The organism is Verminephrobacter eiseniae EF01-2 (genome assembly GCF_000015565.1).
Taxonomy (GTDB): Bacteria; Pseudomonadota; Gammaproteobacteria; order Burkholderiales; family Burkholderiaceae_C; genus Acidovorax; species Acidovorax eiseniae.
In genome coordinates, this window is sequence record NC_008786.1 from 930,525 (window position 1) to 947,899 (window position 17,375).

16 protein-coding genes are annotated in these 17,375 nt (G+C 67.9%); 10 read left to right on the forward strand and 6 right to left on the reverse strand.

The genetic code is table 11. From position 1 onward, the window contains the following. Positions 1-131 precede the first annotated feature (131 nt). From VEIS_RS04095 to VEIS_RS04120, 6 genes are read left to right on the forward strand one after another with little or no spacing between them, the layout of a single operon-like run. Complete coding sequence (locus VEIS_RS04095) at positions 132-1,235, forward strand: BMP family ABC transporter substrate-binding protein (protein WP_011808630.1); 1,104 nt, start codon at positions 132-134, stop codon at positions 1,233-1,235. Positions 1,236-1,259: 24 nt separating this feature from the next. Further along, the gene (locus tag VEIS_RS04100; RefSeq protein ID WP_011808631.1) at positions 1,260-2,339 is read left to right on the forward strand and encodes an ABC transporter permease; all 1,080 of its coding nucleotides are present in this window, start codon (positions 1,260-1,262) and stop codon (positions 2,337-2,339) included. Continuing rightward, on the forward strand, positions 2,336-3,259 hold the full coding sequence (locus tag VEIS_RS04105; protein WP_011808632.1) for an ABC transporter permease: 924 nt from the start codon (positions 2,336-2,338) through the stop codon (positions 3,257-3,259). The genes VEIS_RS04100 and VEIS_RS04105 overlap by 4 nt, the downstream gene beginning before the upstream one ends. Before the next feature lie 6 nt (positions 3,260-3,265). Beyond that, on the forward strand, positions 3,266-3,964 hold the full coding sequence (gene biuH, locus VEIS_RS04110) for a biuret amidohydrolase (RefSeq protein WP_011808633.1): 699 nt from the start codon (positions 3,266-3,268) through the stop codon (positions 3,962-3,964). Between the two features lie 46 nt (positions 3,965-4,010). Beyond that, on the forward strand, positions 4,011-5,729 hold the full coding sequence (locus VEIS_RS04115; RefSeq protein ID WP_011808634.1) for an ABC transporter ATP-binding protein: 1,719 nt from the start codon (positions 4,011-4,013) through the stop codon (positions 5,727-5,729). 11 nt (positions 5,730-5,740) lie between these two features. Further along, positions 5,741-6,469, forward strand: a complete 729-nt coding sequence (locus tag VEIS_RS04120; RefSeq protein WP_041950516.1) for a GntR family transcriptional regulator — start codon at positions 5,741-5,743, stop codon at positions 6,467-6,469. A 42-nt stretch (positions 6,470-6,511) separates the two neighbouring features. Here VEIS_RS04120 and VEIS_RS04125 read toward each other — a convergent pair whose 3' ends face one another. After that, a complete protein-coding gene (locus VEIS_RS04125) occupies positions 6,512-7,507 on the reverse strand; it encodes a tripartite tricarboxylate transporter substrate binding protein (protein WP_011808636.1) in 996 nt (331 codons plus the stop codon). Positions 7,508-7,521: 14 nt separating this feature from the next. Further along, positions 7,522-7,707, reverse strand: coding sequence for a hypothetical protein (locus VEIS_RS04130; protein WP_041949799.1), 186 nt, complete (start codon positions 7,705-7,707; stop codon positions 7,522-7,524). Between the two features lie 122 nt (positions 7,708-7,829). Between VEIS_RS04130 and VEIS_RS04135 the strand changes: the two genes are divergently transcribed. The 3 genes from VEIS_RS04135 (at position 7,830) to VEIS_RS04145 (ending at position 10,402) form a co-directional block, all read left to right on the forward strand. Beyond that, the gene (locus VEIS_RS04135; RefSeq protein ID WP_011808637.1) at positions 7,830-8,093 is read left to right on the forward strand and encodes an acyl-CoA dehydrogenase family protein; all 264 of its coding nucleotides are present in this window, start codon (positions 7,830-7,832) and stop codon (positions 8,091-8,093) included. Between the two features lie 3 nt (positions 8,094-8,096). Next, entirely contained in the window at positions 8,097-8,867 is a 771-nt protein-coding gene (locus tag VEIS_RS04140) for a 3-ketoacyl-ACP reductase (RefSeq protein WP_011808638.1), read from the forward strand. A gap of 515 nt (positions 8,868-9,382) precedes the next feature. Then, the gene (locus tag VEIS_RS04145) at positions 9,383-10,402 is read left to right on the forward strand and encodes an aldo/keto reductase (RefSeq protein ID WP_011808640.1); all 1,020 of its coding nucleotides are present in this window, start codon (positions 9,383-9,385) and stop codon (positions 10,400-10,402) included. 387 nt (positions 10,403-10,789) lie between these two features. On the opposite strand, the gene VEIS_RS04150 is transcribed toward VEIS_RS04145, so the two are convergent. Continuing rightward, on the reverse strand, positions 10,790-12,982 hold the full coding sequence (locus VEIS_RS04150) for an ATP-binding protein (protein ID WP_011808641.1): 2,193 nt from the start codon (positions 12,980-12,982) through the stop codon (positions 10,790-10,792). 315 nt (positions 12,983-13,297) lie between these two features. Here VEIS_RS04150 and VEIS_RS04155 point away from each other — a divergent pair, with 315 nt between their 5' ends. Further along, complete coding sequence (locus VEIS_RS04155) at positions 13,298-14,473, forward strand: DMT family transporter (RefSeq protein ID WP_232287840.1); 1,176 nt, start codon at positions 13,298-13,300, stop codon at positions 14,471-14,473. Positions 14,474-14,503: 30 nt separating this feature from the next. Here the strand turns inward: VEIS_RS04155 and VEIS_RS04160 are convergent, their stop codons facing one another. The 3 genes from VEIS_RS04160 to VEIS_RS04170 are packed head-to-tail and all read right to left on the reverse strand — an operon-like array spanning position 14,504 to position 17,251. Next, positions 14,504-15,712: an amidohydrolase family protein gene (locus VEIS_RS04160; RefSeq protein ID WP_011808643.1), complete on the reverse strand. Its 1,209-nt coding sequence runs from the start codon at positions 15,710-15,712 to the stop codon at positions 14,504-14,506. Continuing rightward, on the reverse strand, positions 15,709-16,434 hold the full coding sequence (locus VEIS_RS04165; RefSeq protein WP_011808644.1) for a TetR family transcriptional regulator: 726 nt from the start codon (positions 16,432-16,434) through the stop codon (positions 15,709-15,711). The genes VEIS_RS04160 and VEIS_RS04165 overlap by 4 nt, the downstream gene beginning before the upstream one ends. 43 nt (positions 16,435-16,477) lie before the next feature. Then, on the reverse strand, positions 16,478-17,251 hold the full coding sequence (locus tag VEIS_RS04170) for a ferredoxin--NADP reductase (RefSeq protein WP_011808645.1): 774 nt from the start codon (positions 17,249-17,251) through the stop codon (positions 16,478-16,480). Positions 17,252-17,375 lie beyond the last annotated feature (124 nt).

Here is a 17,375-nt window from a genome sequence, read left to right on the forward strand (position 1 = left end):
CGCGCCTTTCTTGACAGATGCCGGCCTGGCGCACGGGCACGGTCATTGCATTCCGTCTTGAATACAAGATGGGATGCATGTCGTCCGCACCATTCTGACGCGCCCTTTGCACCCACAGGAGAACCGAAGCCATGAACCTGCGCCCATTGAACCGTCGTGACACGCTCCAATCCCTGGCGGCCCTGGGGGCTGCGGGAACGCTGCGGGCACGGGCCGAAAAGCCGCTGACCGTCGGCGTCATCTATGTCGGCTCACGGGACGACTACGGCTACAGCCAGGCCCATGCCCAGGCGGCGGCCGAACTCAAGAAGATGCCCGGCATCGCGGTGGTGGAAGAAGAAAACGTGCCGGAAACCACGGCGGTGCAAAAGACCATGACCGGCATGATCTTGCAAGACGGCGCTGCGCTGCTGATCCCCAGCTCGTTCGGCTACTTCGACCCGCATATCCTGGCCTTGGCGCCCAAACACCAGAAAGTGCGCTTTGCCCATTGCGGCGGCCTGTGGACGCAGGGCATTCACCCGGCCAACGTGGGCAGCTTCTTTGGCTACATCGACGAATGCCAGTACCTGAGCGGCGTGATCGCCGGCCACATGAGCCGCAGCGCAAAGATCGGCTTCATCGCCGCCAAGCCGATCCCGCAAGTGCTGCGCAACATCAACGCCTTCACGCTCGGCGCCCGCTCCGTCAAGCCCGAGATCCGTTGCAGCGTGATCTTCACCGGCGAATGGTCCATGCCGATCAAGGAGGCCGAGGCCACCAACAGCCTGGCCGACCAGGGCGTGGATGTGTTCACGATGCATGTCGACAGCCCCAAAGTGGTGGTGGAGACTGCGGCCAAGCGCGGCAAGATGGTCTGCGGCTACCACGCCAGCCAGGCCAGGCTCGCCCCCCAGGCGTACCTGAGCGGTGCCGAGTGGAACTGGCTCACCGCTTACAAGACCATGGTCGATGCGGCCCAAAGCGGCAAGCCGCATCCGAACTTCCTGCGCGGCGGCCTCAAGGAGGGGTATGTGCGCATGTCGGCCTATGGCGCCATGGTCGGCGAGGCGGCCAGAAAGAACGCCGAGGCCACCAAGGCCCGGATGCTGGCGGGCAGCTTCGCCATCTTCAAAGGCCCGATCGAGGACAACCGGGGCCGGGTGGTGATCGCCGCAGGCAAGGCCCTCCAGCAGACCGACATGGAACTCGAGCGCATGAATTACCTGGTCGAAGGTGTGCTCGGCTCGATCTGACGCTGCGGCCTGCGGCCACCGACCATGCGCGCCACCGCCTACGACATGGCACTGCCGATGCTGGCCATCGCTGCGGCGCTGGCGGTATTTGGCGCCCTGGTCAGCCTGGCCGGCGTGGACCCGCTGCAACTGTGGGTGCTGCTGTTCAAGGGGGCTTTTGGCGATGCGTTTTCCTGGCAGAACACGTTGCAGCGCGCCGCGCCGCTGATGCTGACGGCGCTGTGCGTGGCGCTTCCGGCGCGCGCCGGTCTGGTGATCATCGGCGCCGAAGGAGCGCTGGTGCTCGGCGGTCTGGCCTGTGCCGCAGCGGCCTGCTACCTGCCGCTGCCGGGCAATGCCGTCGGCACTGCGGCAGCCTGCGCAGCCGGTGCGCTCGCCGGTGGGCTATGGCTGGCATTGGCCGGCTGGTTGCGGCAATACCGTGGCATCAACGAGACCATCAGCAGCCTGCTGCTGGCCTACATTGCCATCGGGCTGTTCAAGCATCTGGTCGAAGGCCCGCTGCGCGACCCGGCGAGTCTGAACAAGCCCTCGACCCGAACCCTGCCAACGGCCCTGCAAATGGGCGGCATCGCCGGCACCGACCTGCATTGGGGCCTGGTGCTGGGCGTGCTGGCCTGTCTGGGGCTGGCGCTGTGGCTGCACGCGACGGCCTCGGGCTTTGCGCTGCGCGTGGTCGGCGGCAACCCGCGCACCGCCCGGTTGATGGGCCTGCCCGCATCGCGGCTGATCATCGTCGCCTGTGCGCTGGGCGGCGCTGCCGCAGGGCTGGCCGGCGCCGTCGAAGTGGCTGCCGTGCACACCAATGCCAACGCAGCGCTGATTGCCTTTTATGGCTACACCGGCATCCTGGTGTCGTTCATCGCCCGCCACCACCCGCTGGCCATCATTGCCGTGGCGATCGTGTTTGGCGGCTTCGGCGCTGCGGGCAGCCTGCTGCAGCGCCGCCTGGGCCTGCCCGACGCCTCGGTGCTGGTGCTGCAGGGTCTGGCCTTCGTTTTCATCCTGGCCAGCCAGGCGCTGCGTGATCTGCAATGCACAGGGCTGCTGGCCAAACTGGTGCGCATCGGCCCCCTGCGCGCTGCGCAAGGGGACGCGCGATGAGCGCAGAGCAGTGGCTGGCGCTGTTGGCCGGCATGCTCGGCGGCGCCTTGCGGGTGGGCACCCCGTTCCTGTTCGTCAGCCTGGGCGAATGCCTGACGGAAAAGTCGGGCCGCATCAACCTGGGGCTCGAAGGCGTGCTGGTGCTGTCGGCGATGGCCGCCTTTGCCGGGGCCTGCCTGGGCCACTCGGCCTGGCTCGGCGTGCTCTGCGGCGCGCTGGCCGGCGGGCTGCTGGCGGCGCTGCACGGCCTGCTGTGTTCGCTGCCCCGGGTCAACGATGTGGCCACCGGCATTGCGCTGATGCTGCTGGGCACCGGCCTGGCGTTTTATTGGGGCAAGCCCTTCATACAGCCGCAGGCGCCGCAAATTCCGGCCTTGCAATTGGGCCAATGGAGCAGTTCGCCGGCGCTGCAATCGGCATTGCGGATCAACCTGCTGCTGCCGCTGGGCCTGGCGCTGGCGCTGCTGATGGCGTGGGGCTTGCGGCACACCCGCTACGGCCTGCTGCTGCGCATGGTCGGAGACTCGGCCGACGCGGCGCGTGCGCTGGGCTATCCGGTCACCGGCATGCGCATTCTGGCAACCACCATCGGCGGCATGGTGGCGGGCCTGGGCGGCGCATCCCTGACGCTGTTCTATCCCGGCAGTTGGAACGAGGGCATCTCCAGCGGGCAGGGGCTGATTGCCGTGGCCCTGGTCATCTTTGCGCGCTGGAGCCCGCTGCGCTGCATTGCCGCCGCCGCACTGTTTGGCGCCGCCGGCGCCATCGGGCCAGCGCTGCAGTCCGCCGGCTTTGGCTGGGGCTACCACCTGTTTGGCGCCATGCCCTATCTGCTGACCCTGGTGATTCTGGTGCTGAGCTGCAAACCCGGCAGCGTGGCCCGGGGCAGCCCGGGGGAACTCTCATCATCGGAGCACTGAAACGCCATGCACATCACCGCCAACCCCTATGCCTGGCCCTGGAACGGCGACCTGCGGCCGGACAACACGGCCCTGATCGTGATCGACATGCAGACCGACTTCTGCGGCGCGGGCGGCTATGTCGACAAGATGGGCTACGACATCGCGCAGACCCGCGCGCCGATAGCGCCGCTCAAAACCCTGATGGCGGCGCTGCGGGCCGCAGGCTATGCGGTCATGCACACCCGCGAAGGCCATCGGCCCGACCTGTCGGATCTGCCGGCCAACAAACGCTGGCGCTCCCGGCAAATCGGCACCCAGGGCCTGGGCATTGGCGACGAAGGCCCGTGCGGGCGCATCCTGGTGCGCGGCGAGCCGGGCTGGAACATCATTGCCGAGTTGGCGCCGCTGCCCGGCGAAGTGGTGATCGACAAGCCGGGCAAAGGCGCTTTCTACGCCACCGACCTGGAACTGCTGCTGCGCACCCGCGGCATTGCCCATCTGCTGCTGGCAGGCATCACCACCGATGTCTGCGTGCACACCACGATGCGCGAAGCCAACGACCGCGGCTTCGAGTGCCTGCTACTGTCGGACTGCACCGCAGCCACCGATGACGGCAACCACTTGGCCGCGCTGAAAATGATCACGATGCAGGGCGGCGTATTCGGCGCCCATGCCACATCATCGGCCGTGTTGCAGGCCCTGTCCGGCAAGGACGGTTCATGATCGATCGCCAGGGACAGCCCGTGATCGATCGCCAAGGGCCGGGACCATGCGCCAGTCCCCGCTGATTCCACGCCCCAAGCCCGCCCGTGGCGCGCTGCTGCTGGAAATCTGCGCACTGACCAAGCGCTTTGGCAGCTTCACCGCGATCGACCAGGTGAGCCTGAAGGTCGAGCCTGGCAGCGTGCACGCCCTGCTCGGTGAAAACGGCGCAGGCAAGAGCACCTTGGTCAAATGCGTGGCCGGCTTTGCCCGTGCCGATGCCGGCAGCATCCTGATCGACGGGCGCGAGCAGGACATTGCCCACCCGGTGAACGCCCGCGCCCTGGGCATCGGCATGGTCTACCAGCACTTCACGCTGGCCCCCGGCATGAGCGTGGCCGAGAACCTGCTGCTGGCCGCTGACCGACTGCCCTGGGTGCTCGACTGGAAAACCCGGCACGCCGAACTGCGGGCCTTTCTGCAAAGCACGCCGTTCAGCCTGAACCTCGATGCCTGCCCGGCCGATCTGGCGGCCGGTGAAAAGCAGAAACTGGAATTGCTCAAGCAACTCTACCTCCAGCCCCGCCTGCTGATCCTGGACGAACCCACCTCGGTGCTGACGCCGCAGGAAGCCGACCAGGTGCTGGCCCATATCCGCGACTTTGCGCACCGTGGCGCATGCACCGTGATCATCATCACGCACAAATTCCGCGAAGTCATGGCCTACGCCGACAGCGTCACCGTGCTGCGCAAAGGCCGCGCCGTGCACCACGGCCGCGTCGCCGACACCAGCCCCACGCTGCTGGCGCAGGCGATGGTCGCCGATGGCATGGCCGCTGCGGCACGGCCCGCAGCGGCGCGCGCATATCCACGGCCCGCCCGGCATCCAAGCACCACACCGGCCACCCCCGCGCTGGCGGTGCAAGACCTGTGCGCGCTGGGCGAGCGCGGCACGCTGGCGCTGCGTGGCCTGAGCCTGACGCTGGCGCACGGCGAGATATTGGGCATCGCCGGAGTCTCCGGCAACGGCCAGCGCGAACTGCTGCAAGCCCTGGTGGGCCAGCGCCCCCGGCTCTCGGGCAGCGTCAGCGTCATGGGCCAGCCCTACCAGGCCACGCGCCGGCAGAACCGGCAACTGAAGGTGCGCAGCCTGCCCGAAGAACCGCTGCGCAACGCCTGTGTGGCCGCGTTCAGCGTGGCCGAGAACATGGCCTTGCGCGACTTTGACCAAGCGCCGCTGGCCGTCGGCGGCTGGCTGCGCTTTGCCGCCTGGCGCGAGCGTGCCCGCGCCTGGATTGCCGAATACGGCATCGCGACCCGGGGCGAGACAGCGGCCATCGGCAGCCTGTCGGGCGGCAATGTGCAGCGCGCCGTGCTGGCGCGTGAACTGGCCGGCGACATCAACGTGCTGATCGCCGCCAACCCGGTGTTCGGGCTGGACTTTGCCGCCGTCGCGCAAATCCACAGCCGGCTGCGCCAGGCGCGTGAGCGCAACGCGGGCGTGCTGCTGATCAGCGAAGACCTGGACGAACTGCTGGAACTGGCCGACCGCATCGTGGTCATGAGTGAAGGCCGCATCGTGTTCGAGACCCGGGCCGCTGCGGCTGACCGCCAGGTGCTGGGCGCGCACATGGGTGGCGGCGCTGCGCCGGACGCGCAGGGGGTCGACACTGCGCCGGACGCGCAGGTAGTCGACACTGCGCTGGACGCGCAGATAGTCGACACTGCGCCGGATGCGCAGGGGGCCGGCGCTGCACATGGCCGCTCGCGCCGCGTTGCTGCATGAAAGGCCGCCGCATGTCTGCCCCCGATGCGCCCCGGCCGCCCACCATGCCGGCAGCACCCGAGCGCAACTCGCGCGCCGATCAGGTGTACGAGCAGCTCAAACGCGACGTGGCCGAGTTCCGGCTGGTGCCGGGGGACCGTTTCACCGAGCACGCCGTCAGCGAACGGCTGGGGGTCTCGCGCACCCCGGTGCGCCAGGCACTGACCCGGCTGCAGCAAGAAGGCCATGTCGAGGTCATGTACCGCAGCGGCTGGCGCGTGCTGCCCTTCGATTTCGACAAATTCGAGCAGCTCTATGACCTGCGCACGGTGCTGGAGACCACGGCCGCGCACCGGCTCTGTGCAGGCGACCCGGAACGGGCCCACCCCGGGAGCCGGGCGCTGCTGGACAGTTTGATGGCGCCATGGCTGCTGCCCCCGGCGCAACGCAGCAGCGATGCGGCGCAGGTGAGCCAGTGGGACGAGGCCTTTCACTGCACGCTGGTGCAAGCGGCGGGCAATGCCGAAATGGCGCGGGTGCACCGCGACGTGACCGAACGCATCCGCATCATCCGCCGGCTGGACTTCACCAGGCACGAGCGCATCGACGCCACCTACGACGAGCACGCCAAGATACTCGGCGCACTGCAAGCCAGGCGCGGCGCCCAGGCCGCGATGCTGCTGCGCGCCCATATCAGCGCCAGCCAGACCGAGGTGCGCAAGATCACGCTGCACCAGATACATATGGCGCGCCAGCCTTGAATCTGTGCACCCTCTGCGCGCCATCGGCGCATCGGCGCAAGGCTATTTGGCCAATTGCAGCTTGTTCACGGCCTCGGTGTAGAACGCGCTTTCCCTGTCGAGCCGCGCGCGCAAACCCACGCCGTCTTCGTTGACCAGGCCCAGGAATTGCCGGGCGAAGAAATGGCGATAAGCGCTGTCTTGCGTCACCTTGTCCACGAGTTGGCGCAGCGTTGCCAGCACCGGCGCCGGCGTGGCCTTGGGTGCGGCGAGCGCGCGCCAGGTGTCCAGTTGCACATCGATCTGCCGCTCGTGGAAGGTGGGCACCTGGTCAAAGTCCTTGAGCCGCCGCTCGGACATCACGCCCAACATGCGCAGCTTGCCGCCCTTGACATGCACCCCGACTTCGCCGGTGGTGGCCAGGGCCGCGTCCACCTGGCCGCTCAGCAGCCCCATGACCGCCGGCGCAGCGCCGATGTACGGCACGTTGTTGAACGACAGCCCGGTCTTCTTCTCCAGCGCGATGGCCGCCAGATGGTAGGTGGCGCCTACGCCCGAGTTGGAGATCGACGCCATGCCGGGATGGCTGCGCGCGTAGTCCGTGAACTGCTCCAGCGTGCTCCATGGCGCGTCTGCCTTGACCACCAGCGCGATCGGGTCGATGTTGATGCGCGCCACGTATTGGAAGTCGCTCCACTGCGTCTTGCCGATGCCTTGCAGGTAGGCCAGCGACACTTCGGGCGTGACCATCGTCAACTTATAGCCGTCGGGGCGCGCGGCGGCGCCCTCCTGGTGGCCGATGGCCCCGGAGGCGCCAGGCCGATTGATGACCACGAAGGACTGCCCGGTCAGCCGCGTTGCCGCGTCGGCAAAAGCCCGGGCCACGGCATCGCTGCCGCCGCCCACCGCCCATGGCACGATGATCTCGACGCTGCGCGCCGGGTACGGCTCGGCCTGCGCGCCGTGGCACAGCGCCAGGCCGCACAGGGCGATGGCGCACAGGCTGCGGCGCCTGCGGCAGCAGGACGGATCGCAAGGACGGGGGGCAGTCGGTGGCATGGTGATCCTTTGGCTCAGTCGATGGATTGGGGCGCCAGGCGCGGGAGGAAAGGCGGGGAGAAAGGCGAGAGGAAGGGCGCGGGGAAGGGCGGGAAAAATGCCAACCGGCCAACCGCGAACGGCAGGCGCTCGGGCACGGTACGCGCGCGGTCGATGCCGTCGGCCCGGCGTCCTGCGCCATGCGCGCCGCTGCGGCCCATGCTGCCTGCTGCATCCGGCTCTCCTTTGTCGTGGCTTGACACCCAAGCGCCTCGCCCTATGATTGTAATAACCGTATGGATACTTGAACGACAAGGGTTACCCCCAGAACCGAGGAGACAAAGTGCATTTATCGACCGGGCACCAGCAGGCGGCGGACAGGGCGCGCCGCTTTGCCAGCGAGCAGATACGGCCCCGGGCCGAGCGCCTGGGGCGCCTGGAGCGCCTGGACCGTGACGGGGCCTTTGCCGCAGACATCTACCGGGCCATGGGGGAATGGGGCCTGCTCGGCATCACCGTGCCGCAGTCCGATGGCGGGGCCGGCCTCGGCATGCCGGCTTGCGCGCTCCAGCGCCGGATCATTGCGCGCACATCGATCGACGGATGAGCCATGGAACGCACAGCCATCGTGACCGGCGCATCGCGCGGTATCGGGCAGGCCACGGCGCTGGCACTGGCGGCCGAGGGTTTCGACATTGCAGCCGTCGCCTGGCGCGACACCGAGCGCTTGGCGGCGCTGGTGGCCGAGGTCGAAAAACTCGGCCGGCGCTGCCAGAGCTTCGATTGCGACATCGGCGACCTGGCCGCGCACGCGCCGCTGCTCGACGCCGTGGCCCGCGCCTGCGGCGCTGTGCACTGCCTGGTCAATAACGCGGGCGTGTCGGTGCTGCGCCGTGGCGACCTGCTCGATGTGGCGGCAGACAGCTATGACCGGTGCTTTGACGTGAACACGCGGGGCACGTTCTTTCTGACGCAGGCCGTGGCGCGCCGCATGGTGGCAGCGCCTGAAACGCCTGCCGGGCTGCACCGCAGCATCGTGTTCGTCACCTCGTCGAACGCGGTGGCGGCAACGCCCGAGCGCGGCGAATACTGCATGTCCAAAATCGCCTCGCACATGGCGGCGCGGCTGTATGCGTTGCGGCTGGCGGCCTCGGGCATCGCCGTCTACGAGGTGCAGCCGGGCTTGATACTGACCGGAATGACCGCGCCGTCGAAGGAGAAATACGACGGCCTGATCAAGCAGGGCATGACGGCCACGCCGCGCTGGGGCCTGCCCGAGGATGTGGCGCGCGTCATCCGCACCATGGCTGCGGGCTTGCTGCCTTACACGGTGGGGCAGGAAATCCGGGTCGACGGCGGCCTGCTGATCTCCCGCTTTTGAGAATCATGCAGATCCATGTCGGAATCCACCAACGCCACGGCGCCGTGCCGACGCTGCGACGGGCCAAGGCAGAGACGATGGCTGCACAGCGGGGGGCCGACCCGGGCGCTGCATGGGTGAGCGAGCCGGCAAACGCGCGTGCCTGTGGCAAGAAAGACGGGCGTTGGCCGGCGTGGGCTGTGCGGCCAACCCGGCCCGGCGCGGCGCGGCGCGTGCATCGGCTGACCGGGCGCGCTATCGACGATCTGTTCGACGCCGGGCACTGGATACCGGGCCTGGGGGCGAATGACAGAGGTTGATGACAGAGGTTTTGCGGTGTCCAAATTCCATGGACATGCCTGAAAGCATCCCCAGGGCCGTTGCGCACGGCTGCGGCGCTGGCGGCATGGCGCAACCTGGCAGTGGACGGAACCCTGCGTGGCCTGGACAATCGCGCAGCAGCGCTGCCGCAAACTGCGCGCATCGAGCGGCTGCAAGCCGGGATGGACATCGCCGAAGATCAAAGAGGTAAATCAATGCAAGCATCACAACAGCGCAAGCTCGGCCGCACAGACCTGAAGGTCAGCGCCTTCGCCTTGGGCACCGCCCCCATCGGGAACCTGTTCCGGGCCATCACCGATGCGGAGTCCGACGCCATGTTCCGCACCGCCTGGGATGCCGGTGTGCGCTATTTCGACACGGCGCCGATGTACGGCCACGGTCTGGCGGAATTGCGCACGGGCCACGGCCTGCGCTGGCAGCCGCGCGACGACTATGTGCTCTCGTCCAAGGTTGGGCGCCGACTCACACCGGGCCGGCGCGCCGACATCGATTTTGCGCCCTGGGTCGACGCGGCGCCGTTCACCATGGCTTTTGACTACAGCTACGACGGCACCATGCGCGCCCTGGAAGACTCCTTGCAGCGCCTGGGCAATGAGCGCATCGACATCTGCTTCATCCACGACATCGATGTCTACACCCGCGGCGCCGAGCAGCCCGAAGTCTTTCGCGCGGCCATGGATGGCTGCTGGAAGGCGCTGGAAAAACTGCGCTCCGAAGGCGTGGTCAAAGCCATCGGCGTGGGCGTCAACGAGTGGGAAGTTTGCCTGCACGCACTACAGCAGCGCGACTTCGACTGCTTCTTGCTGGCGGGCCGCTACACCCTGCTGGAGCAACATGCGCTCGACCAATTCCTGCCGCTGTGTGAGCAGCGCAATGTGGCCGTGCTGGTGGGCGGTGGATTCAATTCGGGCATTCTGGCCACCGGCGCCCAACCGGGCGCCAAGTACAACTACGCCCCCGCGCCGGCGCACATCATGCAGCGCGTGGCGGCCATCGAGCAGGTCTGCGCCGACCATGCGGTGCCCTTGCCGGCGGCGGCGCTGCAATTCGTGATGGCGCATCCAGCCGTGGCCTCCTTCATCGCGGGCACGCACAGCGTGCAGCAACTGCAACAAAACCTGGCCTGGTTCAACCACCCGATTGCGCCCGAATTCTGGCGCGCACTACAACGCCGCGGCCTGCTGCGCGAAGACGCGCCGGTTCCCTTGCAATGAAGCCCCGCTGCTCCCGCTGCACGGGGCCTGGGGCCGCGCCTGCCTGCCTCCTTGGAAGAGGCCGGACGCGCCGCATTGGCGTGCCGCCAGTGGCAAATGACGGCTGAACTCGGCATCCCGATTCGAAAAGCGGTCTTTGCGTGCCCCGGATGGGAGTCGAAACCTCGGCATGTTTTTGCAGCGCGCACCGTTGTCCGATGCGCCGCAACAGGCAACAGGCAACAGGCAACAGGCAACAGGCAACAGGCAACAGGCAACAGGCAATGGGCAATGGCACCGGCAACGCGGGCCGCCTCGGCACCACCCTCGGCGATCGCCGATGACGAAATCATGGCGCCGCATTCCCGAACGATTCGGGCTGAGGTCGAGCATCCGGGAATGGCAGCTTCAGCGCGACCTCGCTGGTTCTTCGCGGCTGCGCGAGGCCAGCAGTCTGAGCAGTTCGGCCCCTTCGGCGACCTGGGCGCCAGGCGCGTAGAGCAGTTTCTGCACCACCCCGTCCTGGGGGGCGGCAATCAGGTGCTCCATCTTCATCGCCTCCAGCACCGCCAGCGGCTGGCCCTTGGCCACCTTGTCGCCGGCCTTCACGGCGAATGACACCAGTTTGCCCGGCATCGGGGCCGTCAGGCGCCCGCCTTCGGCCACGGCCGCGCCCGCATGGGCCAGCAGGTCGATGGCCCGTATCTGCGTGGCGCCCTGCGGGGTGAAGATATGGACCAGATCGCCCTGGGTGTATACGCTGGCGCGGGTGCGCAGGCCGGCAAACCGCAGATCGATCTGCACCCGCTGGCCTTCGGCCAGCGGTCCTGCCACTTGCGGGCTTTCGGCCTTCGGTCCGACTACTTGCGGGCCGAAGGCCGGCGGCCCGCTCATTTGCGGATCGAAAGCCAGCGGCCCGGTCACTTGCGCCGCGCCCTCCCCCACGCTCAGATGCAGGCTGCCGCCGCGCTCATAGGTCAGCCAGGCCGTGGCCTGCGTGTCGCCAAACCTGAACCCGAAGCGGCGCCGCACCAGGCCATGGCTGTGGAAACCATCGCGGCGGCTGAACGGGTTCGGGCCTTCGAGCGCACGCTCGCGCAGCAGGGTCTGGGCCACGGCGGCGGCGGCGGCCAGCGGCAGGCCCACAGGCTCCTGATGGAACAACGCCGCCTGCTCGCGCGCAATCAGTGCCGTGTCGAGCCTGGCGCCGGCAAACGAAGCACTGCGCGCCACGCGGCGCAGGAACTGCACATTGGTGGCCAGGCCCACGATGTGGGTCTGGGCCAGCGCCTGGTCGAACCGCGCCAGCGCCTGCTCGCGGGTGTCGCCATGGACGATGAGCTTGGCCACCATCGGGTCGTAGAACGCACTGATGCTGTCGCCCTGGCGCACGCCGCAATCGACGCGCACTGCTGCGACGTTTGCGGCGCCCAGCGCCACGCTGGCGGCGCCCCCCATTGCCGCGCTGGCAGCGCCCTCGCTCCCGCAGCCGAACGCAACGCACTCGGGCCATTCGCAGACATCGAGCCTGCCCGTGGCCGGCAGAAAGCTCTTGTCCGGGTTCTCGGCGCAGATGCGCGCCTCGATCGCATGGCCGGTGATCTGCAACTGCTGCTGCGTCATCGGCAACGGTTCGCCGCAGGCCACGCGCAGTTGCCACTCCACCAGGTCCTGGCCGGTGATGGCTTCGGTCACCGGGTGCTCGACCTGCAGGCGGGTGTTCATTTCCATGAAGAAGAAGTCCATCGTGCCGTCGGCGCGCTGCTCGACGATGAACTCCACCGTGCCGGCTCCCACATAGTTCACCGCGCGGGCTGCGGCCACGGCGCAGCGCCCCATCCGGGCGCGCAGCGCGGGCGTCATGCCGGGCGCGGGGGCTTCTTCCAGCAGTTTCTGGTGCCGGCGCTGCACCGAGCAGTCGCGCTCGAACAGGTGCAGGTAATTGCCGTGGCTGTCGCCAAACACCTGCATCTCGATATGGCGCGGGCGCTGCACATACTTTTCGATCAGCATGGCGTCGTCGCCAAAGCTGTGGCTGGCTTCGCGCTTGCACGCCGCCAGGGCTGCGGCAAAGTCTTCGGCCCGCTCCACCGCGCGCATGCCCTTGCCGCCGCCGCCGGCGCTGGCTTTGATGAGCACGGGGTAGCCGATGCGCTCGGCCTCGGCCTGGAGCAGCGCCGGGTCCTGGTTGGCGCCGTGGTAGCCCGGCACCAAGGGCACGCCGGCTTTTTCCATCAGCTGCTTGGCGCCGGCCTTGAGACCCATGTCCTCGATGGCCGACGGGGGCGGGCCGATGAAGACCAGGCCCGCCTCGGCGCAAGCCCGGGCGAACGCTGCGTTTTCACTCAAAAAACCGTAGCCGGGGTGGATGGCCTGCGCGCCCGTGGCTGTGGCGGCTTCGATGATGCGGTCTTGGCGCAAATAGCTGTCCCTGGGGGCATTGCCTCCGATATGCACGGCCTCGTCGCACAGCGCCACATGTTTGGCGCGAGCGTCGGCGTCGGAGTGCAAGGCGACGGTTTGAATCCCCATGCGCCTGGCCGTCACTGCCACCCGGCAAGCGATTTCCCCGCGATTGGCGATCAGGATTTTTTTGAACATTCGAGCTACCTTGGCAGAGCCGGAAAACAAAGCATGTGGCGCAGCAGGCCCGGGATCGCCGGGCGCGGGTCCACCGGACCGGAATCACCTTGGCCCGTGGCGGACGGCCATATGGCGGCGACAATCATGCCATCCCCGTTCGGGCATGCGCTGCGTCTGAATGCTCGTCACCCCCACGCAAGACCCCGAAACCCGGCGCTGAAGGAGCCCCATGGCCAGATACGGACAAGCATTCGACCGCCTGGTGCTGGCGCCGCCGCACGGCGCAGCGCTGGCGCCGATCGAGGCGCCTGTCTGGCGCAGCAGGGGGGTTGCGTGAGCGCCGCCCGGCCGCCCGAAGGCGCTCACACCGTAGCCGAAGGCGAAGGTGCTCCATCCTTCGCCGCCCGGCCGCCCGAAGGCGCTCACACCGCAGCCAAAGGCGAAGGTGCTCCATCCTTCGCCGCCCGGCCGCCCGAAGGCGCTCACACCGCAGCCGAAGGCGAAGGTGCCCCAGTCAGCGCCGCACGGCCGCCCGGAGGCGCTCATACCGCAGCCGAAGGCGAAGGTGCCCCAGTCAGCGCTCCGGATGAGGCCCAGCAAGCGGCAGCGGCCGCTTCGGCTGCGCGCACCCGGGGCATCGGTGTGTCATGCGGCCTGGCGGTCGCGCTGATCTGGTCGGGCTGGTCCGTGGCCACGCGCTTTGCGATGAAGACCGAGCTTGCGCCGGCCGATGTGACCTTTCTCCGGTTCGGGGTTGCCGCCATTTTTCTGTGGCCGGTCTTGTTGCGCCATGGTTTCGGTTTCAAGCGGATCGGCCGCCTGAATGTCTGCATCATGCTGATCGGTGCCGGCGTGCCGTTCATGATGCTGGCGGCTACCGGCATGCGCTTTGCTCCGGCATCGCATGTCGCCACGCTGATGATTGGCATGATGCCGATTTTCGTCGCGCTGTTGTCCGCGCTCTTTTTCCGCGAGCGTTTCAGCCGCGTGCAGCTTGGCGGGCTGGCGACGGTGATCGTCGGCGCGGCCTGCCTGGGCGGCCATGCGCTGATCGCCGATCGCGGCGCCGGTGAATGGCGCGGCGATCTGCTGTTTTTGTGCGCAGGGCTGTGCTTTGCCAGTTATACGGTGGTGCAGCGGCGCTCCGGCATCAGCCCGTGGCATGCGACGGCGCTGGTGAATGTCGGCTCGGCCCTGGTCTTTGCCCCGATCTATTGGCTGTTTCTGCAGCCGCGCATTTTCACTGCGCCGGTGTCCGATCTGTTGTTTCAAGTGTTTGCGCAAGGCGTCTGCGCGGCCATCGTCGCGATGTTCTTCTACGCCGAAGCGGTGCGGCGGCTCGGCGCGCCGCGCGCGGCGATCTTCGGTGCGCTGACGCCGGCCTTTGCCGTGCTGATCGGCATTCCCGCCTTGGGCGAAATCCCCGGCGGCGTCGGCCTGGCCGGAATCGCCCTGGTGATGGCGGGCGTGGTTCTCGTCGTGACCGGCGCCAGGCCCCGGCCGGCCTGACGCGCCACCGCGCCATCGCGCCACAAGGCGTCAATGGCGCTGTTGGCGCTGTGGCAGCAGTTGCGGGATGGTGGTCGCCGGCGGGGTGTTGCGGCTGCGGCCACAGCGCACCAGGCCGTCGATCATGACCATGCCGATGCCGGGAATGTCGCCCAGTTGCAGGCTTTGCAGCAGCGTGCTGCCGGCGCTGTGCTGTGCGCGGTCCATGAACACGAAGTCGGCGGCCCGGCCGACTTCGATGAGGCCGCAGTCGAGTCGGCGGATGCGCGCGGTGTTGCCGGTGGCAAAGCAAAACACCAACTCTGCCGGTATCTCGGCAAAGCTCGCTATCAGCGCGATCATGCGCAGCATGCCCAGCGGCTGTGCGCCCGAGCCTGCGGGCCCGTCGGTGCCCAGGATGACGCGGTGCGGGCAGCGCAGCGCGATGGCTGCGCGGGCGGCTTCGATGGCGATTTTCTCGTTGCCGTTGTGCACCAGTTCGATGGCGCGCGCGGACTTCTCGCACAGCTCGCATACCTGCCGCCAGGGCAGCGCGGTGTGGCCGCCGTTGATGTGGCCGATCACGTCGGCGTCGGCTTCGAGCACCACGTCCTTGTCGATGAGTCCCGAGCCGGGGATCGAGGGGCCGCCGGTGTGGATGGTGCTCTGTATGCCGTGCTGGCGCGCCCAGGCCACCATTTGCCGGGCTTCGCCGCCGGCCTTGACCGAGCCCAGGCCGACTTCGCCGAGCAGCCTGACGCCGGCCTGCGCCAAGTCCTTGAAGTCTTGCTCGGTCAGGCCCTTTTCGATCACCGGCGCGCCGGCCAGCACCTTCACGCCCCCGGGGCGGAAGTTGTCGAACGCGCGCTGCGCGGTGATCGCCAGGGCCTTCAGACCCACGATGTCCCTGGGCCGGCCGGGCAGATGCACCTCGCCGGCGGAAACCATCGTGGTCACGCCGCCATGCATGCTCGAATCGATCCAGCCGAGCTGGTTCTGGCGCGGGGTCCAGTCGCCCGGCACCGGGTGCACATGGCTGTCGATCAGGCCCGGCGCGACGCAGGTCTGGCAGGCGTCGATCAGCGTCCGGGCCTGCCCGGTGTCGCAGTCCTTGGCGCGGCCGACGGCGCTGATCAGGCCGTCATGCACCACGATGGTGTCCGCGTCCAGGATCGGCCGGTTCAGGTCGCCGGACAGCATCAGACCGATGTTCCGGATGACGACCTTGCCGGACTTGTCGCTGGCGCTCGCCGGTGTCATGGGGCCTCCGCGCGGGGTGGGTGGATGGAGTCAGCGGGTTGGGCGCGGGGCAGGCAAGGGCCCGGGGCCACGGTGCGCAGCACGCTGTCGATCACGAAGCGCTCCCAATGCGCCAGCGCCTGGGCGCTTTCCAGGTCTTCGCCGAGGAAGGCCGACAGCGTGTGCCGGTTGGACATGTAGAAGTAGCCGGTGGCGGCGATCAGCAGGTAGATGTCGCGCGCCGCGACATCCTGGCGGAAAAGCCCTTGCGCCTGGCCGCTGGCCAGCACCTGGCCGATCACCGCGATGGCGGGCGACGAGTACTCCCGGGCGCGCATCGATTTGGCGATATGCCGGCCCTTGTGCAGGTTTTCGGTGTTCAGCAGCGTGACGAATTCGGGGTTCTTGCGGTAGTAGCCGACCACGAAGCGGATCACCGCCTGCAAAGCCTCCACCGGAGCGTCGATATCGAGGGCCAGCCTGGATTCGGCCTCGTTCATGCGCCGGTAGATGGCTTCGAGCACTTCGATGAACAGACCTTCCTTGCTGCCGAAGTAGTAGTAAATCATCCGGTCGAAGGACTTGGCGGCTTTGGAGATCTTCTCCACGCTGCCGCCTTCGTAGCCATAGCGCGCAAACACCTTGGTCGCCGCTTTCAGAATGCTGTCGCGCGTGGCCTGCGCCGCCTGTTCGCGGGCGCCTGTGCGGCGCGCGGCAGTCCGGGGTTTGGCGGCAGCAGGCATGGATGAGATCCGGGCGACTGTCTGGCAGGGCCGGGCGGGCGGTTCACTGCTCGGCAAACGCGCGTTCGATCACGAAGTCGCCGGGCTTGCTGGTGTTGCCTTCGTTGAAGCCGCGCTCGCGCATCATCTGCTTCAAATCACGCAGCATCTCGGGGCTGCCGCAGATCATCACCCGGTCTTGCATCGGGTTCAGCGCTGGCAGGTCCAGGTCGCGCGCCAGTTGGCCGTTGTCGATCACGGTGGTCGGTCGGCCCTGGTGCCTGAAAGGCTCGCGCGTCACCGTGGGGTAGTACCTGAACTGCCGGCGCACCAGTTCGCCCAGCAACTCGTGCCGGGGCAGTTCCTGCGCGAGGTAGTCGTGGTAGGCCAGCTCTTTGACGGCCCGCACGCCGTGCACCAGGATCACCTGCTCGAACTTCTCGTAGGTGTCCGGGTCGCGGATCAGGCTCAGGAACGGCGCCACGCCGGTGCCGGTGGCCAGCAGGTACAGGCGCTTGGCGGGCAGCAGGTAGTCGATCAGCAGCGTGCCGGTGGGCTTTTTGCCGACCACGATCTGATCGCCCACCCGTATGTGTTGCAGGCGCGAGGTCAGCGGACCGTCGGGCACCTTGATGCTCAGGAACTCCAGTTGCTCCTCGTAGTTGGGGCTGACGATGCTGTAGGCGCGCAGCAAGGGCTTGCCGTTCACGCGCAGGCCGATCATCGTGAAATGCCCGTTGGCAAAGCGCAAGGCGCTGTCGCGCGTGGTGGTAAAGGAGAACAGGCGGTCGGTCCAGTGGTGGACGCTCAGGACACGTTCTTCGAGAAAGGCGCTCATGGTGTTGTGGAAAATCGGCAAAGTTGAAAAACCGGCAGGGGGACAGGCCCGGAGCCGGCCCCTGCGCCGCCCAGTGTGGCCCAGTGCGGCCCCATTGTTTCGCATCCGGGCCTGCGGGAAGCCA

Bases quoted from the DNA above. Each gene is read 5' to 3' on its own strand.
- VEIS_RS04105 (WP_011808632.1), top strand. From the start codon at position 2,336: ATGAGCGCAGAGCAGTGGCTGGCGCTGTTGGCCGGCATGCTCGGCGGC.
- VEIS_RS04095 (WP_011808630.1), top strand. From the start codon at position 132: ATGAACCTGCGCCCATTGAACCGTCGTGACACGCTCCAATCCCTGGCG.
- VEIS_RS04165 (WP_011808644.1), bottom strand. From the start codon at position 16,434: ATGCCTGCTGCCGCCAAACCCCGGACTGCCGCGCGCCGCACAGGCGCC.
- VEIS_RS04100 (WP_011808631.1), top strand. From the start codon at position 1,260: ATGCGCGCCACCGCCTACGACATGGCACTGCCGATGCTGGCCATCGCT.
- VEIS_RS04145 (WP_011808640.1), top strand. From the start codon at position 9,383: ATGCAAGCATCACAACAGCGCAAGCTCGGCCGCACAGACCTGAAGGTC.
- VEIS_RS04125 (WP_011808636.1), bottom strand. From the start codon at position 7,507: ATGCCACCGACTGCCCCCCGTCCTTGCGATCCGTCCTGCTGCCGCAGG.
- biuH (WP_011808633.1), top strand. From the start codon at position 3,266: ATGCACATCACCGCCAACCCCTATGCCTGGCCCTGGAACGGCGACCTG.
- VEIS_RS04170 (WP_011808645.1), bottom strand. From the start codon at position 17,251: ATGAGCGCCTTTCTCGAAGAACGTGTCCTGAGCGTCCACCACTGGACC.
- VEIS_RS04130 (WP_041949799.1), bottom strand. From the start codon at position 7,707: ATGGGCCGCAGCGGCGCGCATGGCGCAGGACGCCGGGCCGACGGCATC.
- VEIS_RS04120 (WP_041950516.1), top strand. From the start codon at position 5,741: ATGTCTGCCCCCGATGCGCCCCGGCCGCCCACCATGCCGGCAGCACCC.
- VEIS_RS04150 (WP_011808641.1), bottom strand. From the start codon at position 12,982: ATGTTCAAAAAAATCCTGATCGCCAATCGCGGGGAAATCGCTTGCCGG.
- VEIS_RS04160 (WP_011808643.1), bottom strand. From the start codon at position 15,712: ATGACACCGGCGAGCGCCAGCGACAAGTCCGGCAAGGTCGTCATCCGG.
- VEIS_RS04115 (WP_011808634.1), top strand. From the start codon at position 4,011: ATGCGCCAGTCCCCGCTGATTCCACGCCCCAAGCCCGCCCGTGGCGCG.
- VEIS_RS04140 (WP_011808638.1), top strand. From the start codon at position 8,097: ATGGAACGCACAGCCATCGTGACCGGCGCATCGCGCGGTATCGGGCAG.